Source organism: Burkholderia sp. LAS2 (assembly GCF_018417615.1).
Taxonomy (GTDB): domain Bacteria; phylum Pseudomonadota; class Gammaproteobacteria; order Burkholderiales; family Burkholderiaceae; genus Burkholderia; species Burkholderia sola.
This window is the reverse complement of the sequence record NZ_CP071052.1, coordinates 1,590,550-1,607,675: the sequence shown is the minus strand read 5'-3', so window position 1 is coordinate 1,607,675 and position 17,126 is coordinate 1,590,550. Positions and strand designations below refer to the sequence as shown.

The window sequence follows — 17,126 nt, the reverse complement described above, 5'->3', positions numbered from 1 at the left end:
TCACTCTACCAAAGACGCAATGCCAAGTCGCTGCCACGCAGATTCGCGTAGCGCATCAGCACTTTAGGGTTCGTATGCCCGGTAATCTTCGCGATCTGAACGTCGCTCAACGTTGTACGCTCGTACAGCCTCGACGTCGCCTCATGCCGCAGGTCATGGAACACGAGATCCGAGCAACCTGCCGCGTCAATATCCTCCCGAACTGCGCCGATAGCCGAGAGGAGACGCGCGCAAGCACCTTGCGCTTCAGCACCTGCACGCCCTCGGCACGCATCGACGCCTCCATATCGTCGACCCACGGGAACAAGCGGCCGGCGTCGAAGGTGAAACCGTTCATTTCAGGATCGCTGCTATTCACGGCGGCGACGTACCTGTCGTACGCGGCGACCGCGATCGTCGTGAGCGGCACCGAGCGCTTGCTGCCGTTCTTCGTCTTCTCAAGGGACACCGTCCGCCGACCAATATCAAACTGGTCAACCTCCAGCGTGTACATTTCCCGCATCCGCATGGCGGACTCGATGCCAAGCTCGAAGAGGAACACCAGCGCCGGCCGGTACGGGAGATCGAACGCACGCTCGCGTCCGTTTGGCTTCCCGCCAGCCATCAGACGTCGGATCTCCGCCTGCTCCGCCTCGCTCGGCCGTCGATCCCGGTGTACGTCCTCTTTGGCGTCGACATCCTGCGCCTCGACCGCCACCCGGTCTTCCTCGGTATAGGTTGCGTATCGCTTCGGAAGGAGACGGAGGGGATTGGTCGCCAACATCGGCGTGCCGGATCTCACCACCCAATCGAAGCAGCGAGCCAACGCACCGACGTAGTGCCTGATCGTTGACGGCGAAAGGTGGTCATGGCGCTTCATGGCGGTCACCCACTGCTCGACCCACTGGTAGTCGAGTGTCGCAAGGGACTTTGCCTTGATGGCATCTCGTCCGAGGAGTGCATTAAGCACCTGGACGTCGGAATCAGGGACGGATACGCGGCGCAGGTACGCTCGAATGGCGTCCCCTGTTGTCGCGATCACTTCACGCTGCTCGACCACTTCGTCCGGCACGATGCCGGCGTCCAGCAGCTGCTCCAATCGAGCGACGTACGCGTCGCCTTCTTCCTCGGTGTCAAAGGTCAGGGAAAGTGGCTTTGGTAGCAGCTTCGCCCGCTTGATCGTGTATTCCCACGTGCCGGACGGCCGCAGTCGTTTGTTCGCCATGCCTAGATGAACTCGCCTCGATTGCCAATTAGCCGATTGACGGGTGGTTGGCTTCGGTTTTTAGTTGGTTACAGGCGACTTTTTACCACTCTAGGCAACGCTATTACGAGAATGAAAGCGCCGCAGAAAAAAGAAAAGCCCTGACGAATCAGGGCTTTATCTCGTTCTACCTGGAGGCGCGAGCCGGAGTCGAACCGGCCTAAACGGCTTTGCAGGCCGCTGCATAACCGCTTTGCTATCGCGCCAAAAGCGGACTGTCCGGATGCCGTGAGGCAAGCGGCAGATTTTTATTCGAGGACCGGAAGTCCATCAAATAAAAAGGGAAGCGTGGCTTCCCCATTACTGGAGCGGGAGACGAGTCTCGAACTCGCGACCTCAACCTTGGCAAGGTTGCGCTCTACCAACTGAGCTACTCCCGCATTGTCCTGCACCTGCAGCGCTTCGCCGACCAACACGCTGCCAGAAAAATCTGGAGCGGGAGACGAGTCTCGAACTCGCGACCTCAACCTTGGCAAGGTTGCGCTCTACCAACTGAGCTACTCCCGCATGTGTCCTGCATCTGCAGCGCTTTGCCAACCAACACGCTGCCAGAAAAAAATCTGGAGCGGGAGACGAGTCTCGAACTCGCGACCTCAACCTTGGCAAGGTTGCGCTCTACCAACTGAGCTACTCCCGCGTATTGCTGCGCTACTGCTTCCCCGTCACACACTTAATTCGTCGTGCAGCGGAGAAGCGAGATTATGTCGAAGGCACATTCGTGTGTCAAGGGCTTTTCCAACCCTTTTTACAAAAACCGCTGCCGAACCGGCGCAGCAGGTCACGCGCCGCCGCGCTCGCGAATCTGCGGCCATGCGAGCTTCATGTAGTACAGCATCGACCAGATGGTCAGCACCGCGGCCAGGTACATCAGCCACTCGCCCCACACGCGCGTATCGATCGTCACGATGCCGAGCGGCAGCGGCCCGTAGAACAGCAGCATCGGAATCGCGACCATCTGGCACGCGGTCTTGAACTTGCCGAGCTGGTTCACCGCGACGCTCTTCGACGCGCCGATCTGCGCCATCCATTCGCGCAGCGCCGAAATCGCGATCTCGCGACCGACGATCACGAGCGCGATCGCCGCGTCGACCCGCGAAATCTGCACGAGGATCAGCAGCGCGGCCGTGACCATCAGCTTGTCCGCCACCGGGTCGAGAAACGCGCCGAACGACGACGTCTGGTTCCACTTGCGCGCGAGGAAGCCGTCGAACCAGTCGGTCAGCGCGGCGAGGATGAAGATCGCCGCCGCCGCGAGATTGCGGTGCGCGCCGCCCATCACCGTGTCCGGCAGATAGAACACGCCGACGACGAGCGGAATCAGCACGATCCGTACCCACGTCAGGAAAATCGGGAAATTGAACGGCATGGCATGCGGGACAGTAAAGGATTCGCAATTGTGCCGTGTCGACCGGCCTGCCACAAGAACGCTGGCAACGCCGCCGGCCGCACGGCCGCGTCAGTGAAGCTGCTTGTAGATCTGCTCGGCGAGCGCGCGCGAAATGCCTTCGACGCTCGCCAGTTCCTCGACACTCGCGGCCACCACGCCGCGCAGCCCGCCGAAGCGCGCGAGCAGCCGCTGCCGGCGCTTCGCGCCGACGCCTTCGAGCTCCTCGAGCCGCGACGTCTGGCGCGCCTTCGCCCGCTTCGCCCGCATGCCGGTGATCGCGAAGCGGTGCGCCTCGTCGCGGATCTGCGCGACGAGCATCAGCGCGGCGCTCTCCTTGCCGAGTTCGAGCGGCGCGCGGCCGTCCGCGAACACGAGCGTCTCGAGGCCGACCTTGCGCCCCTCGCCTTTCGCGACGCCGACCAGCATCGACGTGTCGAGGCCGAGCTCGGTGAACACCTGCCGCGCGATCTCGACCTGCCCCTTGCCACCGTCGATCAGCACGATGTTCGGCAGCAGGCTCGACGCTTCGGCCTCGCGCGTCGATTCGCCGTCGATGCCGGCCGCTTCGTCGGCGGCCGCCGCCTGCGCGGCCTGCTCGACCATCTTCTCGTAGCGGCGCGTGAGCACCTGCCGCATCGCCGCGTAATCGTCGCCCGGCGTGATGCCCGTGATGTTGTAGCGGCGGTATTCGCTCGACTGCATCTTGTGATGGTGATAGACGACGCACGACGCCTGCGTCGCCTCGCCCATCGTATGGCTGATGTCGAAGCATTCGATCCGCAGCGTCGCCAGATCGTCGCTGTCGTAGCTGAGCGTGTCCGCCAGCGCACGTGTGCGCGCCTGTTGCGAGCCCTGCTCGGACAGCAGCCGCGCGAGCGCGAGCCGCGCGTTCTGCTCGGCCATCGACAGCCACGCGCGCCGCTGTCCCTGCGGCTGCCGCACCAGCGACACCTTGTAGCCGGCCTGCTCGGACAGCAGCTCCAGCAGGTCGCGGCTCGCCGGCGCATGGCTGACGACGAGCACGGGCGGCACACGGTTGCCGAGATAGTGTTGCGCGATGAACGCATCGAGCACCTCGGCCTCGACCGACGCTGCGGCCGCGCCGCGCGCGCCGCCGGCCTCTTCCGCAGCCTGATCGGGCACAGCATCGACCGTCGAGCCGACCGTCGCACCGACCGCCTCCACCGGTTCGGCCTCTTCGCCGAGACCGCCCTCGGCGAGCGTCAGTGCGCTTTCGACATGCGTCGGGAAATACGCCTTGTCGCCGAGGTGCCGGCCGCCGCGCACCATCGCGAGGTTCACGCACACGCGTCCGCCCAGCGCAACGACGGCCAGGATGTCGACGTCGCTGTCGCTGCCGACCTCGATCGCCTGCTGGTGCAGCACCGTCGCGAGCGAGCTCATCTGATTGCGCACGGCCGCCGCCTGCTCGAATTTCAGCTCGGCCGCGAACGCGTGCATCTTCTGCTCGAGTTCCTTCATCACTTCGGACTGCCGGCCGAGCAGGAACCGCGCGGCGTTCGACACGTCGACCGCGTAATCCTCGCCGGAGATCGCGCCGACGCACGGCGCCGTGCAACGCCCGATCTGATGCAGCAGGCACGGCCGCGTGCGGTTGTTGAAGACGGAATCCTCGCAGGTGCGCAACTGGAACACGCGCTGCAGGATCTGGATGCTCTCGCGCACGGCCCATGCGCTCGGGAACGGCCCGAAGTACTGGTTCTGCTTGTCGACCGAGCCGCGGTAGTACGCCATCCGCGGAAAACGGTGCGCGGTGAGCTTCAGGTACGGATACGACTTGTCGTCGCGAAACAGGATGTTGTAACGCGGCGCGAGCGCCTTGATCAGGTTGTTCTCGAGCAGCAGCGCTTCGGCTTCCGAGCGCGTGACCGTCGTTTCGATGCGCGCGATGCGCGTGACCATCATCGCGATGCGCGGCGACAGTTGCGTCTTCGTGAAATAGCTCGACACGCGCTTTTTCAGGTCGCGCGCCTTGCCGACGTAGAGCACGGCGCCCGCCGTGTCGTAATAGCGATAGACGCCCGGCATGTGCGGCAACTGCGCAAGGATCTTCTTCGGTTCGAACGGAGTATCGGAGGCTTCTGGGGATGTCATGCGTGATCCGGGCGCCTTGTAACGCGGAACGGGTCTATTAGAATCGCCAGTTTAGAGCATTCACCCGCCCGCTTCGATGCCACACCCCGCCGCTGCCCCCCTCTCCGCCGTCCCGCTCGCGCCGGGCGAACCGATCGCCTGCGACCTCTTCTGCACGGTGATCGACAATTTCGGCGACATCGGCGTGTGCTGGCGCGTCGCGCGCCAGCTCGCGCACGAGCACGGCTGGCAGGTTCGGCTGTTCGTCGACGACCTGCACACGTTCGCGCGCCTGCTGCCCGAAGTCGATCCCGACGCGGGGCGGCAAACGGTCGATGCGATCGTGATCGAGCACTGGCACGCGGAAGTCGGCGACGCGCTGGACATCGCCGATGTCGTGATCGAGGCGTTCGCGTGCGAACTGCCCGGCCCGTATCTCGCGGCGATGGCGCGGCGCGCGCGGCGCCCCGTGTGGATCAACCTCGAATACCTGAGCGCCGAGGACTGGGTCGCCGATTTCCATTTGCGGCCGTCGCCGCATCCGCGCTACCCGCTGCTGAAGACGTTCTTCTTCCCGGGCCTGTCGGCCGGTACCGGCGGCGTGCCGAAGGAGCGCGACCTCGACACGCGCCGCGCGGCCTTCGACGCCGATCCGTCAGCGCGCGCCGCGTGGTGGCAGCGCGCGACCGGCGGCCCGCCGCCGGCGCCCGGCACGACGGTCGTCAGCCTGTTCGCCTACGAGAACCCGGCCGTCGACGCACTGCTCGCGCAGTGGCGCGACAGTCCGTCGCCGGTCGTCGCGCTCGTGCCGGTCGGGCGGCTGTCGCCCGCCGTCGCGCGGTTTTTCGGGGTCGAAGCGTTCGAGGCGGGCGCCCACGTGCACAGCGGCAACCTGGCCGCCCATGGCCTCGCGTTCGTGCCGCAGGCCGACTACGACCCGCTGCTGTGGGTCGCCGATCTCAATTTCGTGCGCGGCGAGGATTCGTTCGTGCGCGCGCAATGGGCGCGCAAGCCGTTCGTGTGGCACATCTACCCGCAGGCCGACGACGTGCACCTGCCCAAGCTCGACGCCGCGCTCGCGCACCTGTCGGCCGGCCTCGCCGATGCGCCGCGCGTGGCGCTCGAACGGTTCTGGCATGCATGGAACGGCGCCGGCACGCCCGACTGGGCCGATTTCTGGCAACATCGCGCCGCGCTGCACGCCAATGCACGCCGCTGGGCCGACGCGCTCTCGGCCGTCGGCGATCTCGCGGGAAAGCTGGCGGAATACGCAAAATCTCAGTTAAAATAAGCGGTTATCCGACGGCTGACCACGCAAGCGCTCGCGTTTGGGCACTTGGCGCCCCCCGGAACGCCCCGCCGCTTGCGCCGTCAGCCGTTGCGCAACGCTCAGGCACCTATTTATTTGATTGGATCAGGACAGTTTTTATGAAGACCGCACAGGAACTCCGCGTAGGCAACGTCGTGCAGATCGGCAGCGAAGCATGGGTCATCGCAAAGGCGGAATACAACAAGTCGGGCCGTAACTCGGCCGTCGTCAAGATGAAGATGAAGAACCTGCTGACGAACGCAGGTCAGGAATCGGTCTACAAGGCTGACGACAAGTTCGACGTCGTCGTGCTCGACCGCAAGGAAGTGACGTACTCGTACTTCGCCGACCCGATGTACGTGTTCATGGACGCCGACTACAACCAGTACGAAGTCGAAGCCGAAATGATGGGCGAAGCGCTGAACTACCTCGAAGACGGCATGGCTTGCGAAGTCGTGTTCTACAACGAGAAGGCGATCTCGGTCGAACTGCCGACGATCCTCGTTCGCGAAATCACCTACACGGAACCGGCCGTGAAGGGCGACACGTCGTCGGGCAAGGTGCTGAAGAACGCGAAGCTGGCGACCGGCTTCGAACTGCAAGTGCCGCTGTTCTGCAACACCGGCGACAAGATCGAAATCGATACGCGCACGAACGAATACCGCAGCCGCGCGTAATCGTCGGCGATACCCGCATCGAACAAAGCGCCCTTCGGGGCGCTTTTTGTTTGTCTGGCGTCAACAGCTGCCACAACTCGGCGCCGGAAGCAGCACAAAAGCCACCGGTAAAGATATTCAATTTGTATCATCGGTAACTGTTTTATAGCGCCGGAGAAATAATGCGCGTGACGCGTTCGGTGGGGCATAAAATCAGTCTTTAATCCGACATGCGGCTGCGGTCCGCTGGCCGACAGCCCGCCTCTCTTGACTCGACTCGCGTCCACCATGCCACACGCCCTGATTGTCGAAGACGATCCCAACAGCCTGTCAGGCCTCACCGCGCTGCTCGCCGCAGACGGCTTCTCGGTCGACACGGCCACGTCGCTCGCCGAAGCGCGCACGGCGCTCGGCCGCTCGATCCCCGACGTCGTGCTCGTCGACCTGAACCTGCCGGACGGCAGCGGGTTCGACCTGCTCCAGCACCTGCCGCAGCAACAGCCGAACGGCTCGCTGCCCGTGATCGTGCTGACCGGCAACGCGACGGTCGAGAGCGCCATCGAGGGCCTGCGTCACGGCATCTGGGACTACCTGCTCAAGCCGATCAACATTCCGCGTCTGCGCAGCCTGCTCGCGCGGATTCCACGCCCGTACGAACTGATCGACGAAGTGCAGTCGCTGCGTGCGTCGCTGCGCCATCTCGGCCGCTTCGGTGCGCTCGTCGGTCGCAGCGACGCGATGCAGCACGTGTACGACATGATCGAGCACAACGCCCGCACCGAAACGGCCGTGCTGTTCTCGGGCGAAGCCGGCACCGGCAAGAAGCTGGCCGCGCGCACGCTGCACGAACTGAGCCGGCGCCGCAAGGGGCCGTTCGTCTCGTTCGACTGCCGGATGCTCGCGCAGGCCGGCCGGCACGGCGCGTCGCTCGACAGCGTGCTGTTCGGCCATGAACGCGGCGCGTTCGACGGCGCCGAACGCCGCGAATCGGGCCTGTTCGAGCAGGCCGGCGGCGGCACGCTGTTCCTCGACGAAATCACCGCATTGCCGCTCGTGCTCCAGGAAGCGCTGCTGCACGCGCTCGATTCGCAGAACTTCATGCGGATCGGCGGCACGAGTTCGATCACCAGCGATTTCCGGCTGATCGCGGCCACGCGCCGTCCGGCGCGCGAAGCGGTGGCGAACGGCACGCTGCGCGAGGATCTGTGGCTGCGTCTCGACGCGGCGTCGATCACGATGCCGCCGCTGCGCGAGCGCGACGGCGATGCGCTCGCGATCGCGGACGCGCAGATCGACGAACTGAACCGCGAAGCGCGCGCGACCGGCCGCAGCACGACCGACAAGCGCGCGGCGCCAGGCTTCGTGCGCGATTGTCTGTCGTACGAATGGCCGGGCAACGTGCGCGAACTGCAGGAACGCGTGCGTTTCGCGTACGACGCATCGGGCGACTTCATCGAGACGCTGCGTGCCGGCGAGGCCAGCTTCTCCGCCGGCGCCGCGCTGAACGGCAGCAGCGTGCAGATCAAGGTCGGCACGCCGCTGTCGGACGTCGAGGATCTGCTGATCCGCGCGACGCTCGACGCGGTCGGCGGGACGCGCCACCGTGCGGCGACGCTGCTCGGCATCAGCCCGAAGACGCTGTACAACAAGTTGCAGCGCATGAAGGTGAACTGAGCGGCGGGCGCCTGAATACGGGCGCTGGTCGGATCTGACCGTTAGTTGCGTTCAAATTCATTCCGGCGACCGGAACGGCGCTGCGCGCCATCCCTGTCCGCTTACGCCAGCGCGCTCTTCAGCAGCGCCTGCGCCCGCAGATACTCCGGCTGCGCAATCAGCTTGTCCCATTTGAGCGCCTTGCCGCGCGCGCGCATCCGCTTGATGCGCCGCACCGATTCGACCGAAGCCCGCGCCTTCAATCCGTTCAGCACGACTTCGGCCGCGTCCGGCTGGTTACACACGAGCACCATGTCGCAACCGGCGGCGAGCGCGGCGTCGGCCGCCTGCGTGAGCGTGCCGCCTTCGCGGGCAGCCTCCATCGACAGGTCGTCGCTGAAGATCGCGCCCGTGAAGCCGAGCTTGCCGCGCAGGATGTCCTGCAACCACACGCGCGAGAATCCGGCCGGCCGCTTGTCGACCTGCGTGTAGATCACGTGCGCCGGAATCACCGCGGCAAGCGACAACCCGAGCCAGTCGTACGGCGCGACGTCCTGCTCGATGATCGCATCGAGCGGGCGGTCGTCGGTCGGCAGCGCGACGTGCGAATCGGCCTCCGCGAAACCGTGCCCGGGAAAATGCTTGCCGCAGTTCGCCATGCCGGCGAGCGACAGCCCGTGGTTCAGGCTCTTCGCGAGCAGCGTGACGACGCGCGGATCGCGATGGAACGCACGATCGCCGATCACCTTCGAGTGCCCGTAGTCGAGGTCGAGCACGGGCGTGAAGCTCATGTCGATCCCGCACGCGCGCAATTCGGCAGCGAGGATGTAGCCAACGGCGGTCGCGACCTTCGTCGCGAGCAGCACGTCGCGATCCCACAGTTCGCCGAGGCGGCGCATCGCGGGCAGCACCGTGAAGCCGTCGGTGCGGAACCGCTGCACGCGCCCGCCCTCGTGATCGACGGCGATCAGGATGTCTTCGCGCACCGCGCGGATCGCGTCGGTCAGCGCGGTCAGTTGCGCACGATTCTGGAAGTGCCGCGCGAACAGGATCACGCCGCCGGTATTCGGATGCGCGAGGCGCCGCGCATCGTCGCGCGACAGGCTCGTGCCGACGACGTCGAGCATGACCGGGCCGGGAGTCGTTTTCATCAGATCGGGAATTCCGTCAGGAGGAGGTTCGGGAAACAGGTGCAGGGGCACGCGCGGCGGCCGTTTCAGCGTCCGTCTCGGCGACCACGAACGACACCGCGTAGTCGCGTTCGTCGCTGACCGTCACGCGCGCCGTGATGCCGCGCGCGGCCAGCCAGTCGGCCAGCTCGCCCGACGCGACCACGTACGGCTCGCCGCTCGGGTGGTTGAGCGTCTGCAGCGCGCGCCACGTCATCGGCCAGTGCATGCCGAGCCCGATCGCCTTCGAGAACGCTTCCTTCGCGGAGAAGCGCGTCGCGAGAAACGCGATGCCGCGCGCCTCGGAGCGTGCGCGCCGCGCGTGGAACACGCGCAGTTCGTCGGGGCCGAGCACCTTCTCGGCAAACCGGCCGCCCGTGCGTTCGAGCACGGCCGCGACGCGGCTCACCTGCGCGATGTCGGTACCGATGCCGTAGATCGCCATGTCAGTCTCCGCCGGAGTGGCCCGGCGAGCCCGGGTCAGGCGCGTCGCACACGGCGTGCGGGGCGCGGCAGCCTCGCATCGTCACCGTGCGCCGCCGTGCAGCGCGGCGACGCGTGCGGCGACCATGATCGCCTTCATCTCGCGCACCGCGTTGTCCCAGCCCGCGAAGATCGCGTGCGCGACGATCGCGTGGCCGATGTTCAGTTCGACGATGCCGTCGATCGCGGCGATCTGCTGCACGTTCGTGTAGTGCAACCCGTGGCCCGCATTGACCTTCAGGCCCAGCCGCGCGCCGGCCTGCACGCCCGCGACGATACGCTCGTATTCGCGCTGCTGCTCCGCTTCGTCGTGCGCTTCGGCGTAGCGGCCCGTATGCAGCTCGATCACCGGCGCGCCGGCTTCGTGCGCGGCGCGGATCTGCGTGTCGTCCGGGTCGATGAACAGCGACACGCGCACGCCCACGTCGGCGAGCTGCTTGCACGCCGCGCGCACGGCCTCGAAGTGGCCGGCCACGTCGAGACCGCCTTCGGTCGTCAGTTCCGCGCGCTTCTCCGGCACGAGGCACGCGTCGTGCGGACGCACTTCGCACGCGATGTCGAGCATCTCGGCCGTCACCGCGCATTCGAGATTCATGCGCGTCTTCAGCAGCGGGCGCAGTTCGCGCACGTCGGCGTCGACGATGTGACGACGATCCTCGCGCAAATGCAGCGTGATCGCATCCGCACCGGCCTCTTCGGCGGCGAGCGCCGCGCGGATCGGATCGGGATAGCGTGTGCCGCGCGCATTGCGCAGCGTCGCGACGTGGTCGATGTTCACGCCGAGGTCGATGGCGGTGGGCGTGGTCAGGAAGAAGCTCATAGGTTTTGCAGGTCGATCAGGATCTGACGCGTGGCAAGCGGCGTGCCGCCGAGATAGGTGTTCAGCAGGAAGCGCATCAGCGTCTTGCTCTGCGCGACCGTCTGGGCTCGATGGTAATCGTCCTGCTCCATGTCGAGCAACGTCTGCCCGGTGATGACCGGCCAGTGCGACGGCACGTCGTCGTCCGCATTGCGCACGCCGCGCTCCGGATCGAACACGTAGCGGCGCTCGGGTTCGACCGCGCGACGCGCGACCGTGCGGTTCAGCGCCATCGCATAGCCGGTCTCGCGCAGCAGCACGCGCTCGAACGAGCGCAGCACCTGCACGGCGGGCTCGCCGTGCGCGAGACGCGTGAGCGTCAGCACGTAATGATTGAACAGCGGCGGCTGCGGATCCTCGCGCGCGCAGAATTTCACGAGCAACTCGTTCGCGTAGAAACCGCACAACAGCCCGTCGCCGCCGAGCGGCAGCATCCCGCCGACCCACTCGGCGCCCGTCAGCGTGCGCACCTCGGATTTGCCGGACCACGACAGCAGCAGCGGCTGGAAGGTCTGCAATACGCCGCGCAACGCGGAGTGCGGGCGCTTCGCGCCCTTCGCGACTAGCGCGAGCCGGCCGTGGTCGCGCGTCAGCACGTCGACGATCAGGCTCGTTTCCCGATACGGATAGCTGTGCAGCACGAACGCCGGCTGCTCGGCGACGCGGAAATCGGACGTGCGAGACGTCGCGCGCCGCGCCTTGCGCGGCGGTTCGGGCGGTGCCGGCAGCGGCGCGTCGTTCGCGCCGGCCGTCACCGCGTCTTCGGTCGACGTCAGCGCGTCATTCGTACCCATAGGCACGCAGCCCCGCCTCGTTGTCGGCCCAGCCGCTCTTCACCTTCACGAAGGTCTCGAGGTACACGGGGCCGTCGAACAGCTTCTCCATGTCCATCCGCGCCTCGGTGCTGATCTGCTTGAGCTTCTCGCCCTTCTTGCCGATCACCATCGCCTTGTGCGAATCGCGCTCGACGAGGATCGTCGCGAAGATGCGCTTCAGGCGGCCCTCCTCCTCGAACTTGTCGATCAGCACGGTGCTCGTGTACGGCAGCTCGTCGCCGGTCCAGCGGAATACCTTCTCGCGCAGGATTTCGGCCGCGAGAAAGCGCGAGCTGCGGTCGGTCAGCTCGTCCTCGCCGTAGATCGGCTCGCCTTCCGGCAGGTACGGCTTGATCGTGTCCAGCAGGCGCTTGATGTCTTCCGGCTTCTGCGCCGACAGCGGCACGAGCTCGGTGAATTCGCGCAATTCGCTCACCTTCTGCATGAACGGGAACAGCGACGCCTTGTCGTTCACGCGGTCGATCTTGTTCGCGATCAGCAGCGTCGGCATGCCGGGCGGGATCAGGTCGAGCACCTTCTGGTCGTCGGGCCCGAAGCGGCCGGCCTCGATCACGAACAGGATCACGTCGACCGACGTCAGCGTCGACGTGACCGCGCGGTTCAGCGAACGGTTCAGCGCGGTGCTGTGACGGGTCTGGAAGCCGGGCGTGTCGACGAACACGAATTGCGCGTCGTCGAACGTGTTGATGCCGGTGATGCGGTGACGGGTCGTCTGCGCCTTGCGCGACGTGATGCTGATCTTCTGGCCGACGAGTGCGTTCATCAACGTCGACTTGCCGACGTTCGGGCGGCCCACGATCGCGATCATGCCGCAACGGAAACCGGTAGGAGCGGGAGTGTTCATATCGTTTGGGAGACAGGTTCGGAAACGGCCGCGCGGCGCGCGGCACGATCGATGGGCAATTCAGTGGTCGGCATCGGCCACGCGCGCCTGCGCGGCAGCCAGGCTCGCGCCGCCGGGCGGCGTGTCGGCGTCGGGCGCCGCGGCATCACGTGCGCGCGCCGGCGCGCGCGCGGCGGTGTCGGCGCCCGCCGCAGGCTTGTCGACCGACGACGATGCCGGATCGGCCGCATGGCCGGCCGGTTTGTCGGCTGCGCGCGGCGCGGCCTCGGCGGGCTTTTCCGCGGCCTTGTCGGCCCGCTCGGCCGGTTTGTCGGCCACCTTGTCGGTCGCCGGCTTCGCCGCCCGTTCGCCCTTGTCCGTTGCCGGCTCGACATGCGCCGCGCGAATCGCGGCCATCGGCGCGACGGCCGGCTCGACGCCCGCAGCCGCAGTAGCAGCCGCAACGGTTACCGCCGGCACCGCGCCGGCCGCCCGGGCCTCGCGCGCCGCCGCACGTTCCTTCCGCTCGGGCGAGCGCAGGTCGAGCGCTTCCTGCACGCCCTTCACACCCGGCACGATCTCGGGTTCGACATGCTTGGACCCACGCGCGTTTTTCGAGCGCTTCGGCTTCGCGGCCAGCATCGGCGCGGCCGCCATCACTTCGTCGAGTGCCTTCTTCGCGGCGGCCTGCTCGGCCGCGCGCCGGCTCGCGCCGGAACCCGATACCTTCACGTCCAGCTTCGGCACCGTGCACTCGACCTCGAACTGCTGATTGTGCGCCGCACCATGCGTCGCGACGACCGTATAGGTGGGCAGCGCGATCTTGTGCCCCTGCAGGTATTCCTGCAGCAGCGTCTTCGCGTCCTTGCCGAGCGTGCGCGGATCGATGTGGTCGAGAATCGGGATATAGAGGCGCTTGATGACCCCTTGGGCGGCTTCGAAGCCGCCATCGAGGAATACGGCCCCGATGATGGCTTCGAACGCGTCCGCGAGGATCGACGGGCGGCGGAACCCGCCGCTGCGCAACTCGCCCTCGCCCAGCCGCAAGCCGTCCGAAATATTCAGGGCCTGAGCAATTTCGTACAGCGACTGCTGTTTGACGAGGTTGGCGCGTACGCGCGACAGGTCACCTTCGTCCAGCTTGCCGAACCGCTGGAACAAAAGGGCGGCCACCGCGCAATTCAGAACGGAATCGCCGAGAAACTCGAGCCGTTCGTTGTGCGTGGCACTGTGACTGCGATGGGTCAAAGCCTGGCGCAACAATTCCGCATTGCGAAATTCGTAGCGCAGCCGGCTTTCCAACTGGGATGAGGGCATGTGCAGGAGTATAACGCGGGCGCCCGGTCGGGCCGAAACGGCACGGCCGGACACGAAAAGGCGTGACGAGGCGGTGTTACCGCCGGTTCTTAAAGTCGTTCGGCACGACGCGACGCGGCCCGTGCGTCGCGTCGTGCGTGTACATCGAAGGCGGTCAGTTGAAGGAACCGATGCGCTTCAGGTCGCCGAAGTTCATCCAGATGAAGAACGCGCGGCCGACGATGTTCTGGTCGGGCACGAAACCCCAGTAGCGGCTGTCCGCGCTGTTGTCGCGGTTGTCGCCCATCATGAAGTAATGACCGGGCGGCACCTTGCAGATCACGCCGCGGCTGTTGTACGTGCAGTTGTCGCGATACGGATAGTCGTATGCGCCCATCACGAACGGCGGCACGGCCGGGTTGTTGAGGATCGCGTTCTTCTTGGTGCCGATCGTTTCCTCGAACTGCTTCGCGTAATTCTGGCGCTCGTCGTCGAAGAAATCGGGCAGCGGCGTTTCCGGCACCGGCTGGCCGTTGATCGTCAGCTGCTTGTCCTGGTACGCGACCGTGTCGCCCGGCAGGCCGATCACGCGCTTGATGTAGTCGACCGACTCGTCCTTCGGATAGCGGAACACGACGACGTCGCCGCGCGACAGCGGGCTGCCCTGCGTGATCTTCGTGTTGGTGACCGGCAGGCGCAGCCCGTACTCGAACTTGTTGACGAGGATGAAGTCGCCGACGAGCAACGTCGGCACCATCGAGCCCGACGGAATCTTGAACGGCTCGACGATGAACGAACGCACGACGAACACGGCCAGGATCACCGGGAAGAAGCTTGCCGTGTACTCGAGCCACCACGGCTGGCGCAGCTTTTCGTCACGCAGCTTCGACCGCGTCTGCGTCGCGTTTTCGTCCGCGAAACGCTTGTCGATGCGCGACTGCTGGCGATCGAACTCCTCGATCGCCGAGTCGGCCGCCTTGCGACGCCGCGGCAGGAACACCAGTTTGTCCAACACCCACGCTACGCCCGTCACGACGACGAGCACAAAAAGAATCAGCGCAAAATTCATAAAAGGATCAGTCCTGTTATTTGTCTTCGACGCGCAAGATCGCGAGGAACGCCTCCTGCGGGATCTCGACCGAACCCACCTGCTTCATGCGTTTCTTACCTTCTTTCTGCTTCTCGAGCAGTTTCTTCTTCCGCGTGATGTCGCCGCCGTAGCACTTCGCGAGCACGTTCTTGCGCAGTGCCTTGATGTTCTCGCGCGCAACGATGTGCGCGCCAATCGCGGCCTGGATCGCCACGTCGTACATCTGGCGCGGAATGATCTCGCGCATCTTCGCGGCGACTTCGCGGCCGCGATATTGCGACTGCGACCGGTGCACGATGATCGACAGCGCGTCGACCTTGTCGCCGTTGATCAGCATGTCGACCTTCACGACGTCCGACGAACGGTATTCCTTGAACTCGTAATCCATCGACGCGTAGCCGCGCGACACCGACTTCAGGCGATCGAAGAAGTCGAGCACGATCTCGGCCATCGGGATCTCGTACGTGAGCTGCACCTGACGGCCGTGATACTGCATGTTGATCTGCGAGCCGCGCTTCTGCTCGCACAGCGTGATCACCGAGCCGACGTAATCCTGCGGCATGTACAGGTTCACGGTGACGATCGGCTCGCGCACTTCGCCGATGCGGCCGGGCTCCGGCATCTTCGCCGGGTTCTCGACCATGATCGTCGAGCCGTCGCTCTGCACGACCTCGTAGACGACCGTCGGCGCGGTCGTGATCAGATCCATGTCGAATTCGCGCTCGAGCCGCTCCTGCACGATTTCCATGTGCAGCAGCCCGAGGAAGCCGCAGCGGAAACCGAAGCCGAGCGCCTGCGACACTTCCGGCTCGTACTGCAGCGAGGCGTCGTTCAGCTTCAGCTTCTCGAGCGATTCGCGCAGCGCGTCGTACTGGTTCGCCTCGACCGGATACAGCCCCGCGAACACCTGCGGCTTCACTTCCTTGAAGCCCGGCAGCGGCTCGGCGGCGGGCTTGGTCGCGTGCGTGACGGTATCACCGACCTTCGCGGCCGTCAGTTCCTTGATGCCGGCGATGATGAAGCCCACCTGCCCGGCCGACAGCGACTCGAGATTGCGCGACTTCGGCGTGAACACGCCGACGTGCTCGACCGGATACTGCGCGCCGGTCGCCATCATCTTGATCTTGTCCTTCGGGCGCAGCGTGCCGTTGACGATGCGCACGAGCATCACGACGCCGACGTAGTTGTCGAACCACGAATCGATGATCAGCGCCTGCAGCGGCGCGGCCGGATCGCCCTTCGGCGGCGGCACCTTCGCGATCAGCGACTCGAGCACGTCTTCGACGCCGAGGCCCGTCTTCGCGCTGCAGCGCGTCGCGTCGGTCGCGTCGATGCCGATCACGTCCTCGATCTCCTCGATCGCGTTCTCGGGGTTCGCGGCCGGCAGGTCGATCTTGTTCAGCACCGGCACGACCTCGACGCCGAGCTCGATCGCCGTGTAGCAGTTCGCGACCGTCTGCGCCTCGACACCCTGGCTCGCGTCGACCACCAGCAGCGCGCCTTCGCACGCGGACAGCGAACGGCTGACCTCGTACGAGAAGTCGACGTGCCCCGGCGTGTCGATCAGGTTCAGGTTGTAGACCTTGCCGTCGCGTGCGCGATAGGACAACGCGGCCGTCTGCGCCTTGATCGTGATGCCGCGCTCGCGCTCGATGTCCATCGAGTCGAGCACCTGCGCTTCCATTTCACGGTCGGCGAGGCCGCCGCATACCTGGATGATGCGATCCGCGAGTGTCGACTTGCCATGGTCGATGTGCGCGATGATCGAGAAATTGCGAATATGATCCATTCAGTGCCGATCAAGCGAAAAAGGCGCGCTCGACGACTGCGGAGCACGCCTTGTGTAAGTCGGTGAAAAAACGGCTTATTTTAGCCGAAAAGGCTTACGCCGGGCGGGATTTCGGACGCCCGCCCCGCGGGAGCCGGCGGCGCGCCCGCCGGATCAAACCCCGTATGAAGCGGCACGGGCCCGCGGCAAGCCAGGCTCAACGCCGGGCCGCCAGCGCGCCGCGCACCCGGGCGTCGTCGAACCGGTGGCGGCACACTTCCGCGCCGTCCAGCAGCAGCACCGGCACGTCCTCGTCGTAACGCGCGACGAGCGCCGCATCGGTGTCGATGTCGACGTAGTCGACCGAGACGCCGAATTCGGCCGCCACCGGCGCCAGTGCGTCGCGCATGTCGTCGCACAGGTGGCACCAGCCGCGGCCGTAGAGCGTGAACATCGGCGC

At 65.8% G+C, this 17,126-nt stretch carries 16 protein-coding genes and 4 tRNA genes; 3 read left to right on the top strand and 17 right to left on the bottom strand.

Annotated elements, in window-relative coordinates:
- Positions 1-5 precede the first annotated feature (5 nt).
- From JYG37_RS35050 to uvrC, 8 genes are all read right to left on the bottom strand, one after another.
- Complete coding sequence (locus JYG37_RS35050; protein ID WP_349631908.1) at positions 6-164, bottom strand: site-specific integrase; 159 nt, start codon at positions 162-164, stop codon at positions 6-8.
- Entirely contained in the window at positions 107-1,204 is a 1,098-nt protein-coding gene (locus JYG37_RS07580) for a tyrosine-type recombinase/integrase (protein ID WP_249746033.1), read from the bottom strand. Before JYG37_RS07580 ends, JYG37_RS35050 begins: the two co-directional genes overlap by 58 nt.
- Positions 1,205-1,375: 171 nt before the next feature.
- Positions 1,376-1,449, bottom strand: a tRNA-Cys gene (locus JYG37_RS07575).
- 98 nt (positions 1,450-1,547) lie between these two features.
- A tRNA-Gly gene (locus JYG37_RS07570) sits at positions 1,548-1,623 on the bottom strand.
- 51 nt (positions 1,624-1,674) lie between these two features.
- Positions 1,675-1,750 (bottom strand) — tRNA-Gly (locus JYG37_RS07565).
- A gap of 54 nt (positions 1,751-1,804) precedes the next feature.
- A tRNA-Gly gene (locus JYG37_RS07560) sits at positions 1,805-1,880 on the bottom strand.
- Between the two features lie 141 nt (positions 1,881-2,021).
- The gene (gene pgsA / locus JYG37_RS07555) at positions 2,022-2,609 is read right to left on the bottom strand and encodes a CDP-diacylglycerol--glycerol-3-phosphate 3-phosphatidyltransferase (protein WP_006482193.1); all 588 of its coding nucleotides are present in this window, start codon (positions 2,607-2,609) and stop codon (positions 2,022-2,024) included.
- Between the two features lie 90 nt (positions 2,610-2,699).
- Positions 2,700-4,745 (bottom strand): excinuclease ABC subunit UvrC, encoded by a 2,046-nt coding sequence (gene uvrC / locus JYG37_RS07550; RefSeq protein WP_050011454.1) that lies wholly within the window; start codon positions 4,743-4,745, stop codon positions 2,700-2,702.
- A 76-nt stretch (positions 4,746-4,821) separates the two neighbouring features.
- Here uvrC and earP point away from each other — a divergent pair, with 76 nt between their 5' ends.
- The 3 genes from earP to JYG37_RS07535 all read left to right on the top strand — a co-directional run bounded on the left by earP (position 4,822) and on the right by JYG37_RS07535 (position 8,363).
- On the top strand, positions 4,822-6,015 hold the full coding sequence (earP, locus tag JYG37_RS07545; protein ID WP_124637847.1) for an elongation factor P maturation arginine rhamnosyltransferase EarP: 1,194 nt from the start codon (positions 4,822-4,824) through the stop codon (positions 6,013-6,015).
- A gap of 137 nt (positions 6,016-6,152) precedes the next feature.
- Positions 6,153-6,710, top strand: a complete 558-nt coding sequence (efp, locus tag JYG37_RS07540) for an elongation factor P (RefSeq protein ID WP_044844759.1) — start codon at positions 6,153-6,155, stop codon at positions 6,708-6,710.
- 267 nt (positions 6,711-6,977) lie between these two features.
- Positions 6,978-8,363, top strand: a complete 1,386-nt coding sequence (locus JYG37_RS07535) for a sigma-54-dependent transcriptional regulator (RefSeq protein WP_050011458.1) — start codon at positions 6,978-6,980, stop codon at positions 8,361-8,363.
- Between the two features lie 101 nt (positions 8,364-8,464).
- Here the strand turns inward: JYG37_RS07535 and nagZ are convergent, their stop codons facing one another.
- From nagZ to JYG37_RS07490, 9 genes are all read right to left on the bottom strand, one after another.
- Positions 8,465-9,493 carry a beta-N-acetylhexosaminidase gene (gene nagZ, locus JYG37_RS07530; RefSeq protein WP_213345980.1) on the bottom strand — a complete coding sequence of 343 codons (1,029 nt, stop codon included), beginning with the start codon at positions 9,491-9,493 and terminating at the stop codon, positions 8,465-8,467.
- Between the two features lie 16 nt (positions 9,494-9,509).
- Positions 9,510-9,956, bottom strand: a complete 447-nt coding sequence (gene acpS / locus JYG37_RS07525) for a holo-ACP synthase (RefSeq protein WP_124556917.1) — start codon at positions 9,954-9,956, stop codon at positions 9,510-9,512.
- A gap of 81 nt (positions 9,957-10,037) precedes the next feature.
- Complete coding sequence (gene pdxJ / locus JYG37_RS07520) at positions 10,038-10,814, bottom strand: pyridoxine 5'-phosphate synthase (RefSeq protein ID WP_050011462.1); 777 nt, start codon at positions 10,812-10,814, stop codon at positions 10,038-10,040.
- A complete protein-coding gene (gene recO, locus JYG37_RS07515) occupies positions 10,811-11,647 on the bottom strand; it encodes a DNA repair protein RecO (RefSeq protein ID WP_006476492.1) in 837 nt (278 codons plus the stop codon). The genes pdxJ and recO overlap by 4 nt, the downstream gene beginning before the upstream one ends.
- A complete protein-coding gene (gene era, locus JYG37_RS07510) occupies positions 11,634-12,533 on the bottom strand; it encodes a GTPase Era (protein WP_006485602.1) in 900 nt (299 codons plus the stop codon). Before era ends, recO begins: the two co-directional genes overlap by 14 nt.
- Before the next feature lie 60 nt (positions 12,534-12,593).
- On the bottom strand, positions 12,594-13,829 hold the full coding sequence (gene rnc / locus JYG37_RS07505; protein ID WP_213346088.1) for a ribonuclease III: 1,236 nt from the start codon (positions 13,827-13,829) through the stop codon (positions 12,594-12,596).
- A 154-nt stretch (positions 13,830-13,983) separates the two neighbouring features.
- Positions 13,984-14,877, bottom strand: coding sequence for a signal peptidase I (gene lepB, locus JYG37_RS07500; RefSeq protein WP_050011465.1), 894 nt, complete (start codon positions 14,875-14,877; stop codon positions 13,984-13,986).
- 16 nt (positions 14,878-14,893) lie between these two features.
- Complete coding sequence (lepA, locus tag JYG37_RS07495; protein ID WP_089488272.1) at positions 14,894-16,687, bottom strand: translation elongation factor 4; 1,794 nt, start codon at positions 16,685-16,687, stop codon at positions 14,894-14,896.
- 196 nt (positions 16,688-16,883) lie between these two features.
- Positions 16,884-17,120 carry a glutaredoxin family protein gene (locus JYG37_RS07490; RefSeq protein WP_050011469.1) on the bottom strand — a complete coding sequence of 79 codons (237 nt, stop codon included), beginning with the start codon at positions 17,118-17,120 and terminating at the stop codon, positions 16,884-16,886.
- Positions 17,121-17,126 lie beyond the last annotated feature (6 nt).